16 protein-coding genes are annotated in these 15,001 nt (G+C 40.2%); 6 read left to right on the top strand and 10 right to left on the bottom strand.

Annotation, left to right across the window (positions count from 1 at the left end):
• Positions 1–9: 9 nt before the first annotated feature.
• The 7 genes from EHS15_RS00175 to EHS15_RS00205 form a co-directional block, all read right to left on the bottom strand.
• Positions 10–513, bottom strand: a complete 504-nt coding sequence (locus EHS15_RS00175) for a DUF1564 family protein (protein ID WP_167884106.1) — start codon at positions 511–513, stop codon at positions 10–12.
• Positions 514–601: 88 nt separating this feature from the next.
• Positions 602–1,258 (bottom strand): thiamine phosphate synthase, encoded by a 657-nt coding sequence (thiE, locus tag EHS15_RS00180; RefSeq protein WP_135758511.1) that lies wholly within the window; start codon positions 1,256–1,258, stop codon positions 602–604.
• Positions 1,227–2,027 (bottom strand): hydroxyethylthiazole kinase, encoded by an 801-nt coding sequence (gene thiM, locus EHS15_RS00185; protein ID WP_135758512.1) that lies wholly within the window; start codon positions 2,025–2,027, stop codon positions 1,227–1,229. Before thiM ends, thiE begins: the two co-directional genes overlap by 32 nt.
• Before the next feature lie 23 nt (positions 2,028–2,050).
• Entirely contained in the window at positions 2,051–2,446 is a 396-nt protein-coding gene (locus EHS15_RS00190; protein WP_135758513.1) for a response regulator, read from the bottom strand.
• Between the two features lie 330 nt (positions 2,447–2,776).
• Entirely contained in the window at positions 2,777–3,532 is a 756-nt protein-coding gene (map, locus tag EHS15_RS00195; RefSeq protein ID WP_135758514.1) for a type I methionyl aminopeptidase, read from the bottom strand.
• Positions 3,533–3,537: 5 nt separating this feature from the next.
• Positions 3,538–3,741 carry a hypothetical protein gene (locus EHS15_RS00200; RefSeq protein ID WP_135758515.1) on the bottom strand — a complete coding sequence of 68 codons (204 nt, stop codon included), beginning with the start codon at positions 3,739–3,741 and terminating at the stop codon, positions 3,538–3,540.
• A gap of 19 nt (positions 3,742–3,760) precedes the next feature.
• Positions 3,761–7,003 (bottom strand): SpiroCoCo family coiled-coil protein, encoded by a 3,243-nt coding sequence (locus tag EHS15_RS00205; protein ID WP_135758516.1) that lies wholly within the window; start codon positions 7,001–7,003, stop codon positions 3,761–3,763.
• Positions 7,004–7,168: 165 nt separating this feature from the next.
• On the opposite strand from EHS15_RS00205, the gene EHS15_RS00210 reads away from it, so the two are divergent.
• The 4 genes from EHS15_RS00210 to EHS15_RS00225 are packed head-to-tail and all read left to right on the top strand — an operon-like array spanning position 7,169 to position 11,334.
• The gene (locus EHS15_RS00210; RefSeq protein ID WP_167884107.1) at positions 7,169–8,038 is read left to right on the top strand and encodes an ABC transporter ATP-binding protein; all 870 of its coding nucleotides are present in this window, start codon (positions 7,169–7,171) and stop codon (positions 8,036–8,038) included.
• A gap of 4 nt (positions 8,039–8,042) precedes the next feature.
• Positions 8,043–8,759 carry an ABC transporter permease gene (locus EHS15_RS00215; protein ID WP_135758518.1) on the top strand — a complete coding sequence of 239 codons (717 nt, stop codon included), beginning with the start codon at positions 8,043–8,045 and terminating at the stop codon, positions 8,757–8,759.
• Positions 8,756–10,363, top strand: coding sequence for a GldG family protein (locus tag EHS15_RS00220; protein ID WP_135758519.1), 1,608 nt, complete (start codon positions 8,756–8,758; stop codon positions 10,361–10,363). The genes EHS15_RS00215 and EHS15_RS00220 overlap by 4 nt, the downstream gene beginning before the upstream one ends.
• A 5-nt stretch (positions 10,364–10,368) precedes the next feature.
• Positions 10,369–11,334 carry a hypothetical protein gene (locus EHS15_RS00225; protein ID WP_135758520.1) on the top strand — a complete coding sequence of 322 codons (966 nt, stop codon included), beginning with the start codon at positions 10,369–10,371 and terminating at the stop codon, positions 11,332–11,334.
• On the opposite strand, the gene EHS15_RS00230 is transcribed toward EHS15_RS00225, so the two are convergent.
• From EHS15_RS00230 to EHS15_RS00240, 3 genes are read right to left on the bottom strand one after another with little or no spacing between them, the layout of a single operon-like run.
• Positions 11,315–11,947, bottom strand: coding sequence for a rubrerythrin (locus EHS15_RS00230; protein ID WP_135758521.1), 633 nt, complete (start codon positions 11,945–11,947; stop codon positions 11,315–11,317). The two genes, EHS15_RS00225 and EHS15_RS00230, sit on opposite strands and share 20 nt — an antisense overlap.
• Before the next feature lie 33 nt (positions 11,948–11,980).
• Positions 11,981–12,628, bottom strand: a complete 648-nt coding sequence (locus EHS15_RS00235; RefSeq protein WP_135758522.1) for a hypothetical protein — start codon at positions 12,626–12,628, stop codon at positions 11,981–11,983.
• Positions 12,629–13,885, bottom strand: coding sequence for a lysophospholipid acyltransferase family protein (locus EHS15_RS00240; protein ID WP_135758523.1), 1,257 nt, complete (start codon positions 13,883–13,885; stop codon positions 12,629–12,631). It lies immediately after the preceding gene.
• Positions 13,886–13,932: 47 nt separating this feature from the next.
• On the opposite strand from EHS15_RS00240, the gene lmtA reads away from it, so the two are divergent.
• Together lmtA and EHS15_RS00250 are read left to right on the top strand one after the other, a co-directional pair.
• Positions 13,933–14,694, top strand: coding sequence for a lipid A Kdo2 1-phosphate O-methyltransferase (gene lmtA / locus EHS15_RS00245; protein ID WP_135758524.1), 762 nt, complete (start codon positions 13,933–13,935; stop codon positions 14,692–14,694).
• Positions 14,695–14,741: 47 nt separating this feature from the next.
• On the top strand, positions 14,742–14,996 hold the full coding sequence (locus EHS15_RS00250; RefSeq protein ID WP_135758525.1) for a hypothetical protein: 255 nt from the start codon (positions 14,742–14,744) through the stop codon (positions 14,994–14,996).
• Positions 14,997–15,001: the final 5 nt, after the last annotated feature.

Below are 15,001 nucleotides of genomic sequence, written 5' to 3' on the forward strand. Positions count from 1 at the left end.
GCTTGTCTTTTATGAATCTAAACAGTGAAGAATGTCAATATGATAAGGTGTATTAAACCCGACGCTAGGAGCTAAATTATAGCTAGATTCAAGCTTAATGCGTAGTGTAGTATCTCTGACAAACCCTAACTTCCTCATCGCTTTTAGCCAACCTAAGGCTTCCCATTCCAGCATAAATACTAACAGCTTACTTCTCGAGACCCCGACAGCATAAGCAATTGTATCAAGTTCAATTAAATCTTCATTATTGATACGGCAGCTAACTTTCTTTAAGTTTTCTCCTCTATCTTGATAGGATTTAGTTAGTTTAGTCCTGCTTTTTCCAATGACGTTGCCATAGAGAGAAAATATGGAATGATTCAGTAGATATTTAATTTTCTTTCTTAAAGAAAATCGTTCCTTTTTGAGGGAACTTAGCTTACTCAGGATATGTTTTGGTATTAAGAAAGATGTATTTGCATGATAAGAAGAAGGTAAATTTATTTTTATTCTGGTTTTTGTATTAGAAATCAATCGGTTTGTTCCCAACATAATACCTCTTTGAAATGACTATTATGTGTGGGTTGCTCTGAAGGATATTGGTTCCTTGGAGATTAAAATTTTACAGCTTGGAATATAAATTTGTAAGATATTTTGCTCGATCAAATGGAGATTCTGCTGAGCAAAGATAACTAACTACTGCTAAGCTATCAGCTCCTGCTTCTATAACGGATTTTGCATTTTTCTCATTAATTCCTCCAATTGCCACCAAAGGGAGTTGAGTCATGGAACGAATTCTTTTTAATCCGTCTAATCCCCAGGGTTCCTTTGTATCTAATTTTGTTTGAGTAGAGAAGATGGGAGATATTCCAAGATAATCAAGGTTAGCCTGAGCTGGGAGTTGGTAAAAATCATCCATAGATTCGATAGAAAGGCCGATAATCGCCTCTTCGCCTAAGATTTTACGGGCGTACGTTGCGGGCAGATCCGTCTGTCCTAAATGAAGTCCTTCTGCTCCAGCGGCGAGTGCAATGTCCAATCGATCATTGATGATCAAAGGGACATTTGTTTTTACTAAAAGATTTTTCAGCCGAATCGCTAAATCAAGAAAGTCGCGCGTGGAAATATCTTTTTCGCGGAGTTGAACCATTTTTACGCCACCTTTGATGGATTGAGCGATCACTTCTTCCAAAGGGTGGTGTATGCAATAAGAACGATCTGTAACTAGGTAGGTACCACAAATCACCTCACGTTTCTTTGTAAAACTTTCGAATGTCATCCTCTTTCATCTCATACAATGCATCTAAAAAATGAACCTGAAAACTTCCTGGTCCTGTTGATTTGGTTTTTGCCATCTCTCCTGCGATTCCCATAACCGCCATAGCGGAAGTCGCAGCACGTAAATGATCATTTTGTACAGCGGCAAAAGCCCCGCAGAGAGCGGAAGCCGTGCAGCCGAGGCCAGTGACTTTCGTCATCATCGGGTCACCATTAGAAGTTTTATGAATGGCTTCGTTTTGAATGATGTAATCCGTTGCACCGGAAACAACTACGACTCCTTTCGTAACCCGGCTGAGTGTTTGAGCGGTTTCGATTGCGGATTCGGAAGAATCAGTTGCATCTACTCCTTTGGTTTTTCCGGAGGAAGATAAGGTGGATAGGATTTCAGATGCATTGCCTCGAATGATAGAGGGCGATCCTGCATCTAGGATTCTACGAATCGTGCTGTTTCTAAGTTGGCTTGCACCGGCGCCGACAGGATCTAAAACGATCGGTTTGGACAATTTTACCGCTTTGGCAACTGCTTTCTCCATAGCAAGGATCCAGGGTTCAGAAAGGGTTCCTATATTGATGACCAAAGCACCGGAAATCGTAATCATTTCTTCCACTTCTTCGATTGCATGAGCCATGATCGGAGAAGCTCCAACCGCTAATAAAGCATTAGCGGTATTATTCATCACTACATAGTTTGTGATATTGTGTACGAGAGGGCTATTCTTTCTTACAAGGGAAAGATCTTCGATAATAGATAAAAGATGATTTTGCATATTCTAAGCTTCCGGTAGGAAACTTAGGCAATTTTTGCTATAGCGTCTTCTACTTTTTTGATTAAGTCGGATTCTGACCAGGGTTTGTTTAAAAAACTGTGCAGATTGACTTCACCTTTTAATTTATTTAAGGAATTCTCGTCAATATGACCGGAGATGATGATTTTTTTGATATTTGGATATCGTTTGTGCACATCTCTGAGAAATTCGTCGCCTCTTTGATTTGGCATCAGCCAATCGGAGATGATGATTAAAATATAGATACCTTCATCAACTAACTCTTCTATAATGGACCAAGCTTCTTCCGTATTTTGTGCGGTCTCGTATCTGTATTCGTTTCCAAAGTGTTTTTTTAACTGAGATTTTAAACTCATTAGGATGATTTGCTCATCATCCACAAATAAAATAGCTTTTGACATGACTTAGAATCCCCAAATATAGAATCGTAATTAAGGAATGAATCAAGAAAAAATTAAAGAAACATTGGAGAAAATGCGAGAGGGGTGAAAAAAATAGAATTGGCGAGCTCAACCCGCCATTAGCTATTTGCCATCATTAGGGCATTCTACTAATTTATCTTTCCCTGGGCAATACTCAGATCTTTTTTCTTTTCCAGGACAAATTGCAGAAAAGATAGAAGTGAAACTGAATCCTAATAGAATAAATGTGAGAAATAGATTTTTCATAATACCCTCTTTCTTAATTAGACAGGCGGACTTTTGTTTTTGCGAGCAGTTTTTTGATCGGATTTAAGACTCTTGTGTCAGAATCTCATATCCTTGGTCTGTAACGAGCACAGTATGTTCAAATTGGGCAGACCACTTTCCATCTTTGGTTCTTACTGTCCATTTATCTTGCCTATCAAAATTGACTTCCCAAGTGCCTAGATTGACCATTGGCTCTACCGTAAAGATCATCCCTGATTCAATCTTTGCGAGTTTTTTGGGAGAGCGGAAGTGTGGTACCTGCGGCTCTTCATGGAAATTTCTACCAACTCCATGACCCATTAAGTCTCTGACGATTCCGTAGCCTAGAGGAGTAAGAAAATCATCTATGGCATTCCCGATGTCATCGACTCGTTTTCCTGGTTTTACTTGCTCGATTCCGACCCACATTGCTTTCTCTGTGTCGCTTACAAGCTTTTCGATTTCTTTGGTTGTGGTACCTACTATAAACGTCCTAGAAGTATCCCCAATATACCCATCTACAATAGGCGATACATCTAAATTGATGATATCTCCATCTTTGAGCACATCTTCCTTTTTAGGGATTCCGTGGCAGACTACGTTGTTAATGGAAGTGCAGATAGATTTAGGAAACCCTCGGTATCCTAAAGGAGCCGATCTATGCCCATGTTTTTTAGTAAACGCTTCGGCAAGATCGTTCAATTCGAGAGTATTGACCCCTGATTTTACAAAGGGGCCCAAGTAGTTGAGGAGCTTGGCGGCAAAATTGCCTGCCTTTCTCATCTTTTCGATTTCGGATTTGTTTTTAATGAAGATCACGAGGACTAGAAGTCAGTGGATCTGGCGGTAGTTCTTTTGTTAGCAGAAGTTCTTTCTAGCGCTTTGTCGATCAAACGGTAAACTTCTTCATTTAGGCCTTCGATAGCATCGCCGGAAGTCATAAATCCTTTTGATTTGATATAAGCTTTTACCTTAGATGCGACAATAAGTGTTTCTTTCGATGTGGATTCGTTTTGTTCTTCTGACATGGTTTCCTCGACGGATGTTTTATTTCTTTCTAGCTCCGAGGATCGTATCCACTAGGGATTTTTCAATATTTAATTTTTCACTAATTGCCTCGGGAGTCCATTGGTAGTTGTCATGGAGGCTCAAAATTGTGGCTTTTTTACGTTCGATGAGCTGATTTTGGGAGGATTTGGCGGAGGTACCACCACTTTTCCCCCCCTGTGGCGGAGGTACCACCATCGCCCCCTGCACAATGTCTAAAAATTGAGACAATTTCTCAAAAGTCTCGTCCGCCTCGCCCAAAAGGGACTCTAAATCCTCTTTCGTTTCGCCTGAAGTTTCTCTCAATTCTTCCAAACGCTTTTGTAAAGTGAGAATCTGTCTATGGCGCTCGGAAAGATCTCCCATCAATTCTTCAATTTTATCGAACTTACGTTCCACCGAATCGATCTGGTTTTCACGTTCCGCCAAAAAGGAAGTTCTGTTTTCTGCCAAACGAATGGTCTCGGAAAGTTCCTTCTCTCTGGCTTCTACCACATCGATCTCTCGATCCAAAACATCTAGTCTGGCTTGCAACTCTCTGGAGTTTTGTTTTTGGTTCTCTAGGCCTTGGGCCAAGGAATAGACTGAGTCTTGAGATTCCGAAAGGGAATGCAGGAAGGATTCGATCTTGATCTGTTCTTCTGTGATCAGTTCGATTTTTTTCTCCATTCCCTGAATTTCAGGAAGCGTTTCTTGGAAAAAAGACATTCGTTCTGACACATAAGATAAGTTAGATGCCAGTATTTGAACTTGTTTGTCGATATCGCTTGTTTGAGACTGTGCATCGCTCAATCTTTCCAACTCGTTTGCAATTTCAGATTGGAGTGAAGAGAAAGTTTCAATGGAAGTTTGATAAATCGCCAGATCCGGCTTTTGTTTTTCCAATTCATCGAGGGCATTCACGATTTCTTCTACAGCTTTCTCTGATTGTTCCGCGATTTGTTTCGCATTCGCGAATAGATCGGTATGTTCTTTTACAGTTTCCAAATCTTCTGTCAAGCCACCTATCGCTTGTTTTAGATCGGTAAGCTCGGATTGGAACTCTTCCATAGTCTCAGCTTTGATTTCTCTGATGTCGGATAAAGAGGAATCAATATCAGATTTTAAATCTTGGAACTGATCACGAGTATCTCTTAGGAAATCTTGGCTTTCTTTTGCGATTTCCTTAAACGACTTCTCATAGTCTCTTTGATAAGTTTCTATTTGTTTTTTGGAATCTTCTTTAGATCTTTTGATGCTTTCTTCCAAATTGCGTCTGACGGAATTTAAGTGAGATGTGATTTTCTCCTCTAATTGACCGAGCTGAACGTTCCCTTTGTCCAAAAGTTTAGCCAATTGATGAGAAATCTTCGCATCGATGGTCTCGTTCAAACGATCCATTTTCTCTTCTTGAAGATTGAAGAAGGATTCTCCAGATTCTTCCAGATGTTTTAGAATTCTTTCTACTTCGTCTCTAGCATATTTTGATTCCGACTCTATCTTGGAAACGATCTCTTGCGATTTTTTTTCTGCAGTATCATCTAGCTTCGATTTTGCGGATAAAAATTCTGTTTGGAATTTGGAGAGTAAATCTCCTCCTTCAATATGAATTTCTTTCAATCGATCTTGTAGAATGTCCATCGAGTCGGACTGATCTTCTCTTAATTTAGCGAGTTCATCTTCCCATTTGGAAACAAATTGTTCCAAATTCGCATTGGCGATGCGGATCTTTTCCGAAACGATTTCTTCCGAAGATCTTGCTTTTTCTTCTGCTGTTTCGAAAATTTCTGAAGCGGTTTCTCTCAATGCGGATTTTAATTCATCCACATACTCATCGACATCCTTAGTATGATTGGAGATCGTTTCATTGAGATTTTGAATTTGTAATTCAAGAGATTGGATTTCGTTTTGAATGGAACTTTCTTTCCCTTTGAAATCGAAATGCATTTTATCTTCCAATTCAGCCTTTACGTTGAGAAGGGAAGTTTTGATTAAACTTTCTTGGTTTTCTCTTACGGTTTCCAGTTCCCTGTCGAAATCTTTTAATTCTTGTAAGGCGCTTTTTTTGAGAGACCCTGCTTCTTCCTTCAAATCTTCCGAGATTCTGTGGAACTCTTCACTGAATGCTTCTATTTCTCTAATTAACTCTTGTTTGCGGGTATCCGCTTGGCGCAGAAGTTTGTTTTCCGCTTCCAGATATTTCTCTTGGAATTGAATGATTGTCTGATTGATTCCGTCCGCTTGGCGTCTGGTTTCGTTGATGATCTCATCCCGTTTGGAAAGAGTCTCCAAAGAAAGACCTTCGATTTCTCTTTTGATGGACTCTGTCTCCAGGGATAATCCTTTCATAAAGGAATCCTTGGTATGACTCACTTGTTCGAAGATGGAATCGAATCTTTCTTGGATCTTCTTTTCTAATAAAGAAACTTTTTCATCTAACTTTTGTGAAATGCGGGAATACTTGTCTTCGATTTTATCGTCGAATTTATCCACTTTATCGGAAAGTAAAGAGGAGGTGTCCTCGAACTTAGTCAGTTTGATGTCAATTTCACCTTGCGCCAGTTTCATGGAGTCCAAAAGAGAATCCATTTCCTTTCTAGCATGATCCAATCTTCCTGCGGTTTCCTGAACCATCACGTCCGCATGAGATAATAATTTTTCTCTGGCGGAATCCGCAATATGAGTCATCGATTCGTCTAGAGAATCGGATTTCGACTCAAGAAGACCTTCCAGTTCCACCATCTTTTGGGCAACCGATTGTAAAATTTCGTCCGATCTTTGATTGAGTTTGGATTGAAAAGCATCTAAGAGAGAAACACTTTCATCGTGCAATCTGTCCATATCTTCCGCAACATTTTGCAGTTCTCTTTTATGGGATTGGATTTGCGTCAGTCCGGATTCCATCATGGAAGTTTCCCGTCTAACTTCTGCACTCAGTTGGTTGATTTGTTGAAGTTCCCCGGAAAGGGAAGAAAGGTATTCTTTGCTCGATCTGATTTTTTCAAACAGATCTCTCGACTCAACACTAAGGGATTGGATCTCTTCTGCGACTTTTCTGGATTGCTTCACTAGAATGTCCAGATCGATCCCCGCATCTTTTACGGATTGGATTTTTTGAAGCGCAGAATTATGAATTTCATCCGTAAGTTTGGATGCATAACGTTTCAGTTGCGAAAGTTTTGCATTGGATTTGTCTAAACGACGTAGGCCGATCGTGACTGCGACGCTCGCAATAAAGGGAAGTAATATGATCTCTAGGCCCATCGGGGAAATGTTCCAATAGTGGAATTATGTCTCATCAAGTATGGTGAGAAAAATCGCCTCTGGGATAATTTCCGCAAGCCATTTTTTATAGTTGGACTTCTTTCTCGGTTTTTATCATCTAAATCCATGCAAGCTATCCAATTATCTAAAGAATTTCCAGGAAAATTGGCAGTTTCTGACTTAAATTTCAAACTCAAACCAGGAAGGCTCACTGCTTTGCTCGGTCCGAATGGGGCAGGGAAGACGACCACCATGCGTCTTTTAGCCGGTTTTTTGGATCCAAGCTCCGGCAGAGTGGAAGTAGAGGGGCTGATTTTAAGTGAGAATCGACAGAAGTTGCAGCAGAAAATTGGTTATCTGCCTGAAAATGGGCCAGCTTACAGAGATTTAACAGTAGAGGAAAGTCTATTTTTTTTCGGAAGAAGCAGGGGATTGGATGAATCCATATCCACAAAATCCATTCATCGTTTGTTAGGTGAGCTTGATTTGGGGGAAGTGAGAAATACTGTAATCGGAAATCTTTCCAAAGGTTTCAAACAAAGGGTCGCACTTGCGGGAGTACTATTAGGAGATCCCGATTACTTGGTGTTAGATGAGCCGAGTTACGGATTGGATCCTATTCAGATGACTCAGATCCGAAGTTTGATCAAAGAACTTGGCAAATCGAAAACAGTTCTGATCTCTACGCATAGTTTGGATGAGGTGGAAGAAATTTGCGAACATGTAATTATACTTTCTCAAGGACAGATCGTTGCGGACAGTCCGGTACAAAGTCTGCGCAAAAAGGACAAACTATTTATAGAAGCAAGAATTGCATTTCCTGAATTTAAAAAGATACTGGAGTCGTCCGGTTTGTCGAATTTAAAATTAAGCCAAACTTTGCAGGATGATTTCTTCGAATACGAATTGGAGTTAGGAGAAAGAAAATCTGAAGAAGTTTTTGCCATTCTTTCTTCCGGTGGGATCGTTGTCAGAGAGATGAGAAAATCGGAAGAATCATTGAAAGCGATTTTCAATTCGATCGCCGGGAATTGATTGTATGAAAAAAATCCAAGCACTCTTTCGAAGAGAATGGCTACAAAGTTTCAACACTCCCGTCGGTTATACTTTTATCGTTCTCTTTCTATTGATCGAAAATTATATTTTCTTTTACGGATTCGGATCCAATTCGTTTTGGGATCGTAAAAGTTCCGATATGGGAGTTTTCTTTCAAAGCGTTCCCTATCTTCTATTATTATTCGTTCCTGCGATCGGAATGAGAATTTGGACGGAAGAAAAAGAATCCGGAACCTGGGAGATTTTATTCACTCTTCCTTTAACCGAATGGCAAATCGTCTTAGGGAAATTTTTCTCTACTTTTTTCTATGTAATCGTCACATTATGCTGCACCGTGTTTATACCCCTCACATTATCTGTGCTTGGTGACCCGGACTGGGGGTTGGTATTCTCCGGTTATTTGGGTCTTTTTCTGTTGAGTTCTTCTTTTGTGTCTTTGGTGCTTTACTTCACACTTTTTTTAAGAAGCCAGGTCATTTCTTTTTTAGTGGGGTTTCTCACTCTCATCAGTTTTTATCTTTTAGGTTCCCAAAGGCTGATCGATTTTTTTAGTTCCGGTTTTATCAAGATATTTTCCATTCCCTCCCATTATGAACCGTTTCGTCTGGGAATATTGGACCCGAGAGATTTTTACTTTTTCATTAGTCTTGATTTTCTATTTTTATACTTATCCGTGATCCGGCTTCGGTACAAAAGATGAATTGGAATCGACCAGGTTTATTTGTATTTCAATTGGTATTGGCCTTTTTTCTATCCAATCTTTTGATTAGTCATTTGATTTTAAGAAAAGATATTTCTTCCTCCAACAGGCTTACGATATCAGAGCAGACGAATTCTCTTCTAACATCGATTCGTCGTCCTCTGTCGGTTGATGCTTTTTATTCTTCAGATCTTCCTCCTGAATACAATGTTAGACGGGATTTGATTCGGGAATATCTGAATGAGATCGCAGGAAGAAATCCGGAATATATCAAAATCGTCTTTCATGATCCAGATGCCTCCGCAGAGATAAGAAAAAAGGCGAACGATATGGGATTGAGTCCGAATGAAATTCGTAAGTCTTCGGAAACAAGCCAATCCTTCCAAGAAGTATATATGGGGATCGCAGTTCATTACGATTCGGAAACGGAAATTCTCTCCGATTATTTTTTTGTGGAAGAAGCGGAGTCCCAGTTCGTAAGAGCTCTTCGTAAATTAAGTCAGAAAAACAAAGAACCTAGTCTGGCGATTTCGATAGATCCGGGAGTGTTTTCTTTTCCGGAGCCAGGAGACGGTTCCGGAAAAGATACTTGGGGCGTTTTTTATCACCAAGCTCTTGTTAAAGAGTATGGAAATCCTGCACTAGTACGTTTGAACGATGCAAAAATCCCCGATTCGATTCGCCTGTTGTTTGTGATCGGATCTCCAGAGTGGACAGGGAAAGGCAAACTTCATTTGGAAGAGTTTTTGGCGCGAGGGGGAAGAATGATTTTCCTCGCATCCAGCATGCAGTTTAAAATAGAACCTGTCCGAAATAAAAACGGACTCAGTTTTGAAAAAGGATCACAAGCAACTCCCAATGCGGGGCTCGGGTTTTGGAACGATCTTCTCATCCACTATGGGATTACTGTAGGAACCGATTTGATATTCGATTTCGAACATCCTGTACCTGTTGCCAACGGAGCGGATCATTCCGGTTGGTCGAGTAAAACTCAATATTATCCTCTTTGGCAATTTTTGTATAAAAACTCAGGCAATTTGCACGAATCCAATTTTTTGACGGACAAAACCGAGTTTTTGATTCTTCCTTGGTCTTCCGGAATCCGTATCGATCCTACGAAACAACCTAACATCAAATATGAGGTTTTGATCAAATCCGATTTGGAAGCGATTCGAAAAGAGAATTTATTTTCCGTATCTCAAAACCAAAACTTTTTGGATCGATCCTTGGAAGCAAGCAGGGTTCCTATGGGAGTTTTATTGGAAGGTAAATTGAACCCTTTGGATTCGAGAATCAAGTCTGCTCTTCCTACGAAAATGATTTTCTTTGCGAGTCCTTATTTTGTTTCCGATATTCTGGCACTTCCCGAATTCAGAACCTATTTGAGAGAGGCGAACGTTCCTTTTCTTTTGAATTCCATAGACTATTTGTTAGATGAAAATCAATATTTAATCACTCGAAAACAAAGTCCTGCCGTTTTACCTCTGAGGGCGTTTTCTCAGAAGGAAAGAAATCTTTATACTTTCTTTAATCTTGCCTTTATTCCAGGAATCATCGTTATCTTTGCGGTTCGAAGAATCAAAAGAAGGAACTCGGGCAGATAAAAGATATGAAAGAACAAAACAAAAGAATCTTCATACTGAATTTATTTTTTTCTCTCTGTCTTGTCGTTTTATACGATCCTTTCAATGCGTATCCTAAAGAATATTCCAAAGCGCCGGCCTGGCTAACTCAAAGTCAAATCGATTCCATTGATCAAATTAAAGTTAAATGGGAAGATGAAACCGACGAATATTCTTTTATACTCAAAAAGGAAAAATCTTTCTGGACGTATTCCGAAAAGGAAAATTCAGAACCATTGTTTTGTGACCAAGATAAAGTGATTCTTTTTTTAACGGCTCTTTCCGGATGGAAAAGATTCGAGAGAGACAGTAAAATCCTAAAGGATGAAGAATTTCTTAAAGAGGGATCTCCGGGAAGGCTCAGTCTTCTAGGTGAAGGCAAAATCATTTTGGATTGGGAGTGGGGAAAATGTTATAGAAATCAAACTGATTGCTTAGTTAGAGCGAAAGGTGCTTCTCTTAGTTTTCAAATTCCTGCTTTTCTTCCCAATCATTTGGGATTTTCTACGGATGATTTTTTTCTTTCGGACCGTCCTTTCTTTCATATCTCTCCCAAATCCATCAACTTCGTAGAATATAGTTTAGGTGGTCAGATTCGGTTCGGAATTCGAAAAGAAAAAGAGACTTGGGTTTTGGAGTCAGAGGAAAAAAACAAACTGAACAATTCGTCCGTAGACAGCTTCCTTTTGAGAATCGTGTCTTGGGGAGGAGAAAGCGGTTTTCTCAAAAAACATCTCTCACCGGAATTTTTATCGGGGAAAGAAATTCAAAAATTGAAAGTCGGCTATTTGGATGAGGAAAATCAGCAGGAGTATATCGAGGCAGTCGATATGGGAATCTTCAAAGGCAATTATAAACTGCTGCGAGTGGAACCCCGCATTCAGTACATCATCATGCCTTCTTATTCTTGGGAATACTTTCGTTTTTTCGACACTAAGCAGCTACAAAATTAAGCCGGGTGAAAAATTTCTGAAACAGAACTTCTTCTTTGTCGATTAGATCTTTCAAGCGGGACTTATAAGAAGGGTCTAGTTTTTCCAGTTCGGAGGACATTTCGTTCAAATGGCCTTCTTCCTCTAAAATTAAATTTCTCAAGTTGATGCTGTGTTCTGCGGATTCCAATACGGAGTTATAGATCGTGTAAACGATCATAGCTCTTTCTTCGATCACAGTAGTCGTATATAAATAGGCGAGGTAAGTGAATGTGTGGCCCGAAAACCCCGCTTTTTTCAATTCCCTGCGAACCACCGCATCCAGTTTTGCGAAATAAATTTTTGCCGATCCACCTTGCAAAAGTTCGTTGGTATGGTAACCCGGTTTGAACTCTGGCCTTAGAGATTTCGCCGCCTTTTTGAAAAACAAAGCGTGTCTTGCTTCTTCCGTAGCATGGCGAAGGATCATTTCCGAAGTTTCTTCGCTCGATTGGGTCAGTAATATTTTTCTGGAACCGATATGTTCCAATAGGGAGAGAGTATTCAGCCAAAGAGAATGTCTAACGGGATTCGATATGATTGTGGAAAAGAACGATTCTAATTTTTCGGAAGGAAGTTGAGCTACGGAGACCATTTGTTTCCAGGTTCTAAAACCGGTTTCAGATTTCTAGTTTTTCTTCAAAGGTATTTTGACCTCCGCAATGGTTTCCGATTCCGAGCTGAAGATTTTGAAGTTTTCGATGGGAAGAGATTCTCCTTTCAGAAGGATCACACAAAGCGCGATTCCTATTCCCTCTCCTTCGGAATTGTCTCCTCTTTCGATATAGTATTCCATAATATCATTGTAGTTTTGCGCATAAAGGAGTGAGTTCTTGATTTTCTGCATTTCTCCTTTCACCAGTTTTGAATTATTAACTATTGTTACTAGGATCTCGTCCTGGTTGTGGCTGATTTTCGTCTTTACGAACAGATTTTGGTCTCTCGCCAAACGTTCGTAAATATGACTTTTGCCTGAAAGGATAAAACTTTTATACATCCGAACACCTAATTCATAGTCGGCGCTCGAACGAATGTCCAATCGATTCTCTTGAAAGAATAGCCTTTTGAAATTGGCTTTGAATCCGTTGAGGATGAGATCCTTGATGATCGTGAACAGGATCGAAGAAAAGTCGCTGATTTTATAATGAGAGGTCAGCATATCCAGAATCTGCACGAGTTCCTCGTCAAATTCCTTGGAGGGACCGTATTCTATGAGAAGAATCGGTTCTCCGTTTTTGATTTTTTCCTGAATGGAGGCAGTCGGATCCGGTTTCATTTAAAAAATGTAATTGGAAGGGAAGAGCGGCAAAGATTTGCTTTTTTCATCTTCCAACAATCGATTCATCTCCATTCTAAACCTTTCCGTCAGATCGTCGACCGCTTTTCTTTTGTCTTTTTTATAGTCTTCGTAAAATTCTCCGATGGAGATCGGTCTTGCATAGGTAACAACTGCTTTGTGAGGTCTGCTTCTTGATTCTCCGAAAAGTTCTGTTTCGTATCTGTATAAAAATTCATACAAGCGTTCTGCGGAAGCCAGTTCCTTGATGTAACCTGTTTGAAATGTAATGAAATCGTAAGCCTTTGCAGCCGCTTTTCTGGCCCAGGTGGCCATATCCGGGCTGGGGAGTTCTCCGTTCGGATCGGGGGCTCCTATGGAAACCAATTCCAGTGTAGTGAGAATTTTTCTAAGTTTTTCTATTGCGTTCGCATCTGTTTCCCATTTCGGGATTCTGATTTTGGAGGCGATATTATCTAACATAACATGTCTCATGCGACCGATTCTGTAATCGAAGTCTTCGATTTTATCCGGCTCCACTTGAACTCCGTATTCTCTTTCTTCTCTTTCGATCATTCTTCTGCCGACGGACAAAATTCTATGGACGATATCTTTTCCAGTTTTGGAGATTCCTAATTTATCTTCCATACGTGTGAGAGTGTTATCTATGTCTTTTCTCATCCAATCCAAAGAAGAGGTCATTCTATATTTCACATAAGAAAGAAGGACTGTGATTTTTGCGGAAGGATCTTGTTTGAGTGCATCTTCCAACCCCCAAAAGCCCAGTTGGGAAACTCCCGATTGAAACGGAAGAAGTGTATCGTTCATTCCGCTGGTGGGTTCTCCTTCCGGAAATAACACCAGTTTGCCTCCCTGGGAAGCCAGAATGTCCCTGGAAGCTTTGAGCGATTCCCTGTCTGGCGCACCAGCTAATACGGAAAAGGCGCCTAAGGATTGGATGAAGTCCCCCACGAAACCCGCTCCCCACTCGAACACTTCTCTTGCCGCCATATAGTGAAATCGTGCGGACATCAAGTTGGCTACATGATAGGCAACGGGAGGTTCTTTCGTTGTGGGATGGTTCGATATATAGATAATCCTTTCGTTTTGGTAACTTTTTAGAATTTTTTTGTCTTCTTCAGAAACCTCGATTCCCTCCAAATTATGCACAATCTTTAGGATTAGGGGCAGGGAGAGATCCGTGAACCAAAGTGCTGGCAAATTGAATTTTGCGGGAATAAAGGATTTGATTGACATAGAACGAAAGCTACCGGCTTCTTGAAAGGAATCAAGTACGATTTCACATGGCATTCATAGAAGAACTCAACCAACAAGGCAATTTCCTATTCCGATGGCGCTCCTATATTCCGGGGCTTGTTTTAGCGTTTTCGCTCGCATATCTGCCTTTCGTTCCGCTTTTCAACGGCAATTACAAACACAACCTGTACTGGCTTGGTTTTTGTTTTTTCATCAGTCTTTTGGGACTGGGTGTAAGATGTTTTACGATCGGATATACTCCTGCCAGAACTTCCGGCAGAAACACCAAACAACAAGTAGCCGATTTGGTGAACCAGACCGGAATTTATTCCTTGGTGCGCCACCCTCTTTATGTAGGGAACTTTCTTATGTATTTGGGGCCGGTTCTCATTTTAAGAGACCTTCCTTTCGCCCTGGTTTATATTATGTTTTTCTACTTATATTATGAAAGAATCATCTTTGCTGAGGAGTATTTTCTTCGAGGAAAGTTCGATAAAGATTATCTGGCTTGGGCGGACAAAACGCCCGCGTTTATCCCTCGACTCGGCGGATATGTAAAACCGGAACTTCCTTTTTCTTTTAAGAATATTTTAAAACGTGAATATCCTAGTCTTTTCGGGATCATCGTAGTTTTTACGATTTTCGATTTGATCCAAGTATATTTCCAACTTCCTTATCTCAGCATAGGAAATAAGTTCGGAATTTGGAATTTATTTCATACGATTTTCTTCGGTTTCGGAGTCGCTTTTTACGTATTGACCCGTTTGGTTGTAAAAACGACGAAATTTCTGGACGTGGAAGGACGATAAACCCTTCTTAGGTGAACTGAGAAGTTAAGTAAAGGTAGGAGGCAAATATGAGCAGTCGATTGTCCAACGGTTGGAAAATCCCTCAAAGTCTGGATGAGAAAAAAGAAATGTTTGCCTCTTTCCAAAAAACACTGTCCGAAATGGAAAGTGAAAACCCTCTCACTGTATTTAGAGAGCATATGGAAAACGGGCTGTTGTTCAAAGCAGGCCTGCAAGATGCTCTCAACCAACTGAATACGTTTGCCAATCTGTATGCAAGCGCAAGCGAGTTAAAGGAAGCGATCTCTAAAGAAGAGAAGTAACCGCT

Origin of the sequence: Leptospira idonii (genome assembly GCF_004770995.1) — a bacterium.
Taxonomy (GTDB): Bacteria; Spirochaetota; Leptospiria; order Leptospirales; family Leptospiraceae; genus Leptospira_A; species Leptospira_A idonii.

What these genes read in the sequence shown, in the direction of transcription:
- EHS15_RS00250 (WP_135758525.1), top strand. Translation starts at nt 14,742, where the DNA reads ATGAGCAGTCGATTGTCCAACGGTTGGAAAATCCCTCAAAGTCTGGAT.
- EHS15_RS00240 (WP_135758523.1), bottom strand. Translation starts at nt 13,885, where the DNA reads ATGTCAATCAAATCCTTTATTCCCGCAAAATTCAATTTGCCAGCACTT.
- thiM (WP_135758512.1), bottom strand. Translation starts at nt 2,027, where the DNA reads ATGCAAAATCATCTTTTATCTATTATCGAAGATCTTTCCCTTGTAAGA.
- EHS15_RS00200 (WP_135758515.1), bottom strand. Translation starts at nt 3,741, where the DNA reads ATGTCAGAAGAACAAAACGAATCCACATCGAAAGAAACACTTATTGTC.
- EHS15_RS00190 (WP_135758513.1), bottom strand. Translation starts at nt 2,446, where the DNA reads ATGTCAAAAGCTATTTTATTTGTGGATGATGAGCAAATCATCCTAATG.
- EHS15_RS00225 (WP_135758520.1), top strand. Translation starts at nt 10,369, where the DNA reads ATGAAAGAACAAAACAAAAGAATCTTCATACTGAATTTATTTTTTTCT.
- thiE (WP_135758511.1), bottom strand. Translation starts at nt 1,258, where the DNA reads ATGACATTCGAAAGTTTTACAAAGAAACGTGAGGTGATTTGTGGTACC.
- EHS15_RS00230 (WP_135758521.1), bottom strand. Translation starts at nt 11,947, where the DNA reads ATGGTCTCCGTAGCTCAACTTCCTTCCGAAAAATTAGAATCGTTCTTT.
- EHS15_RS00235 (WP_135758522.1), bottom strand. Translation starts at nt 12,628, where the DNA reads ATGAAACCGGATCCGACTGCCTCCATTCAGGAAAAAATCAAAAACGGA.
- lmtA (WP_135758524.1), top strand. Translation starts at nt 13,933, where the DNA reads ATGGCATTCATAGAAGAACTCAACCAACAAGGCAATTTCCTATTCCGA.
- EHS15_RS00205 (WP_135758516.1), bottom strand. Translation starts at nt 7,003, where the DNA reads ATGGGCCTAGAGATCATATTACTTCCCTTTATTGCGAGCGTCGCAGTC.
- EHS15_RS00220 (WP_135758519.1), top strand. Translation starts at nt 8,756, where the DNA reads ATGAATTGGAATCGACCAGGTTTATTTGTATTTCAATTGGTATTGGCC.
- EHS15_RS00215 (WP_135758518.1), top strand. Translation starts at nt 8,043, where the DNA reads ATGAAAAAAATCCAAGCACTCTTTCGAAGAGAATGGCTACAAAGTTTC.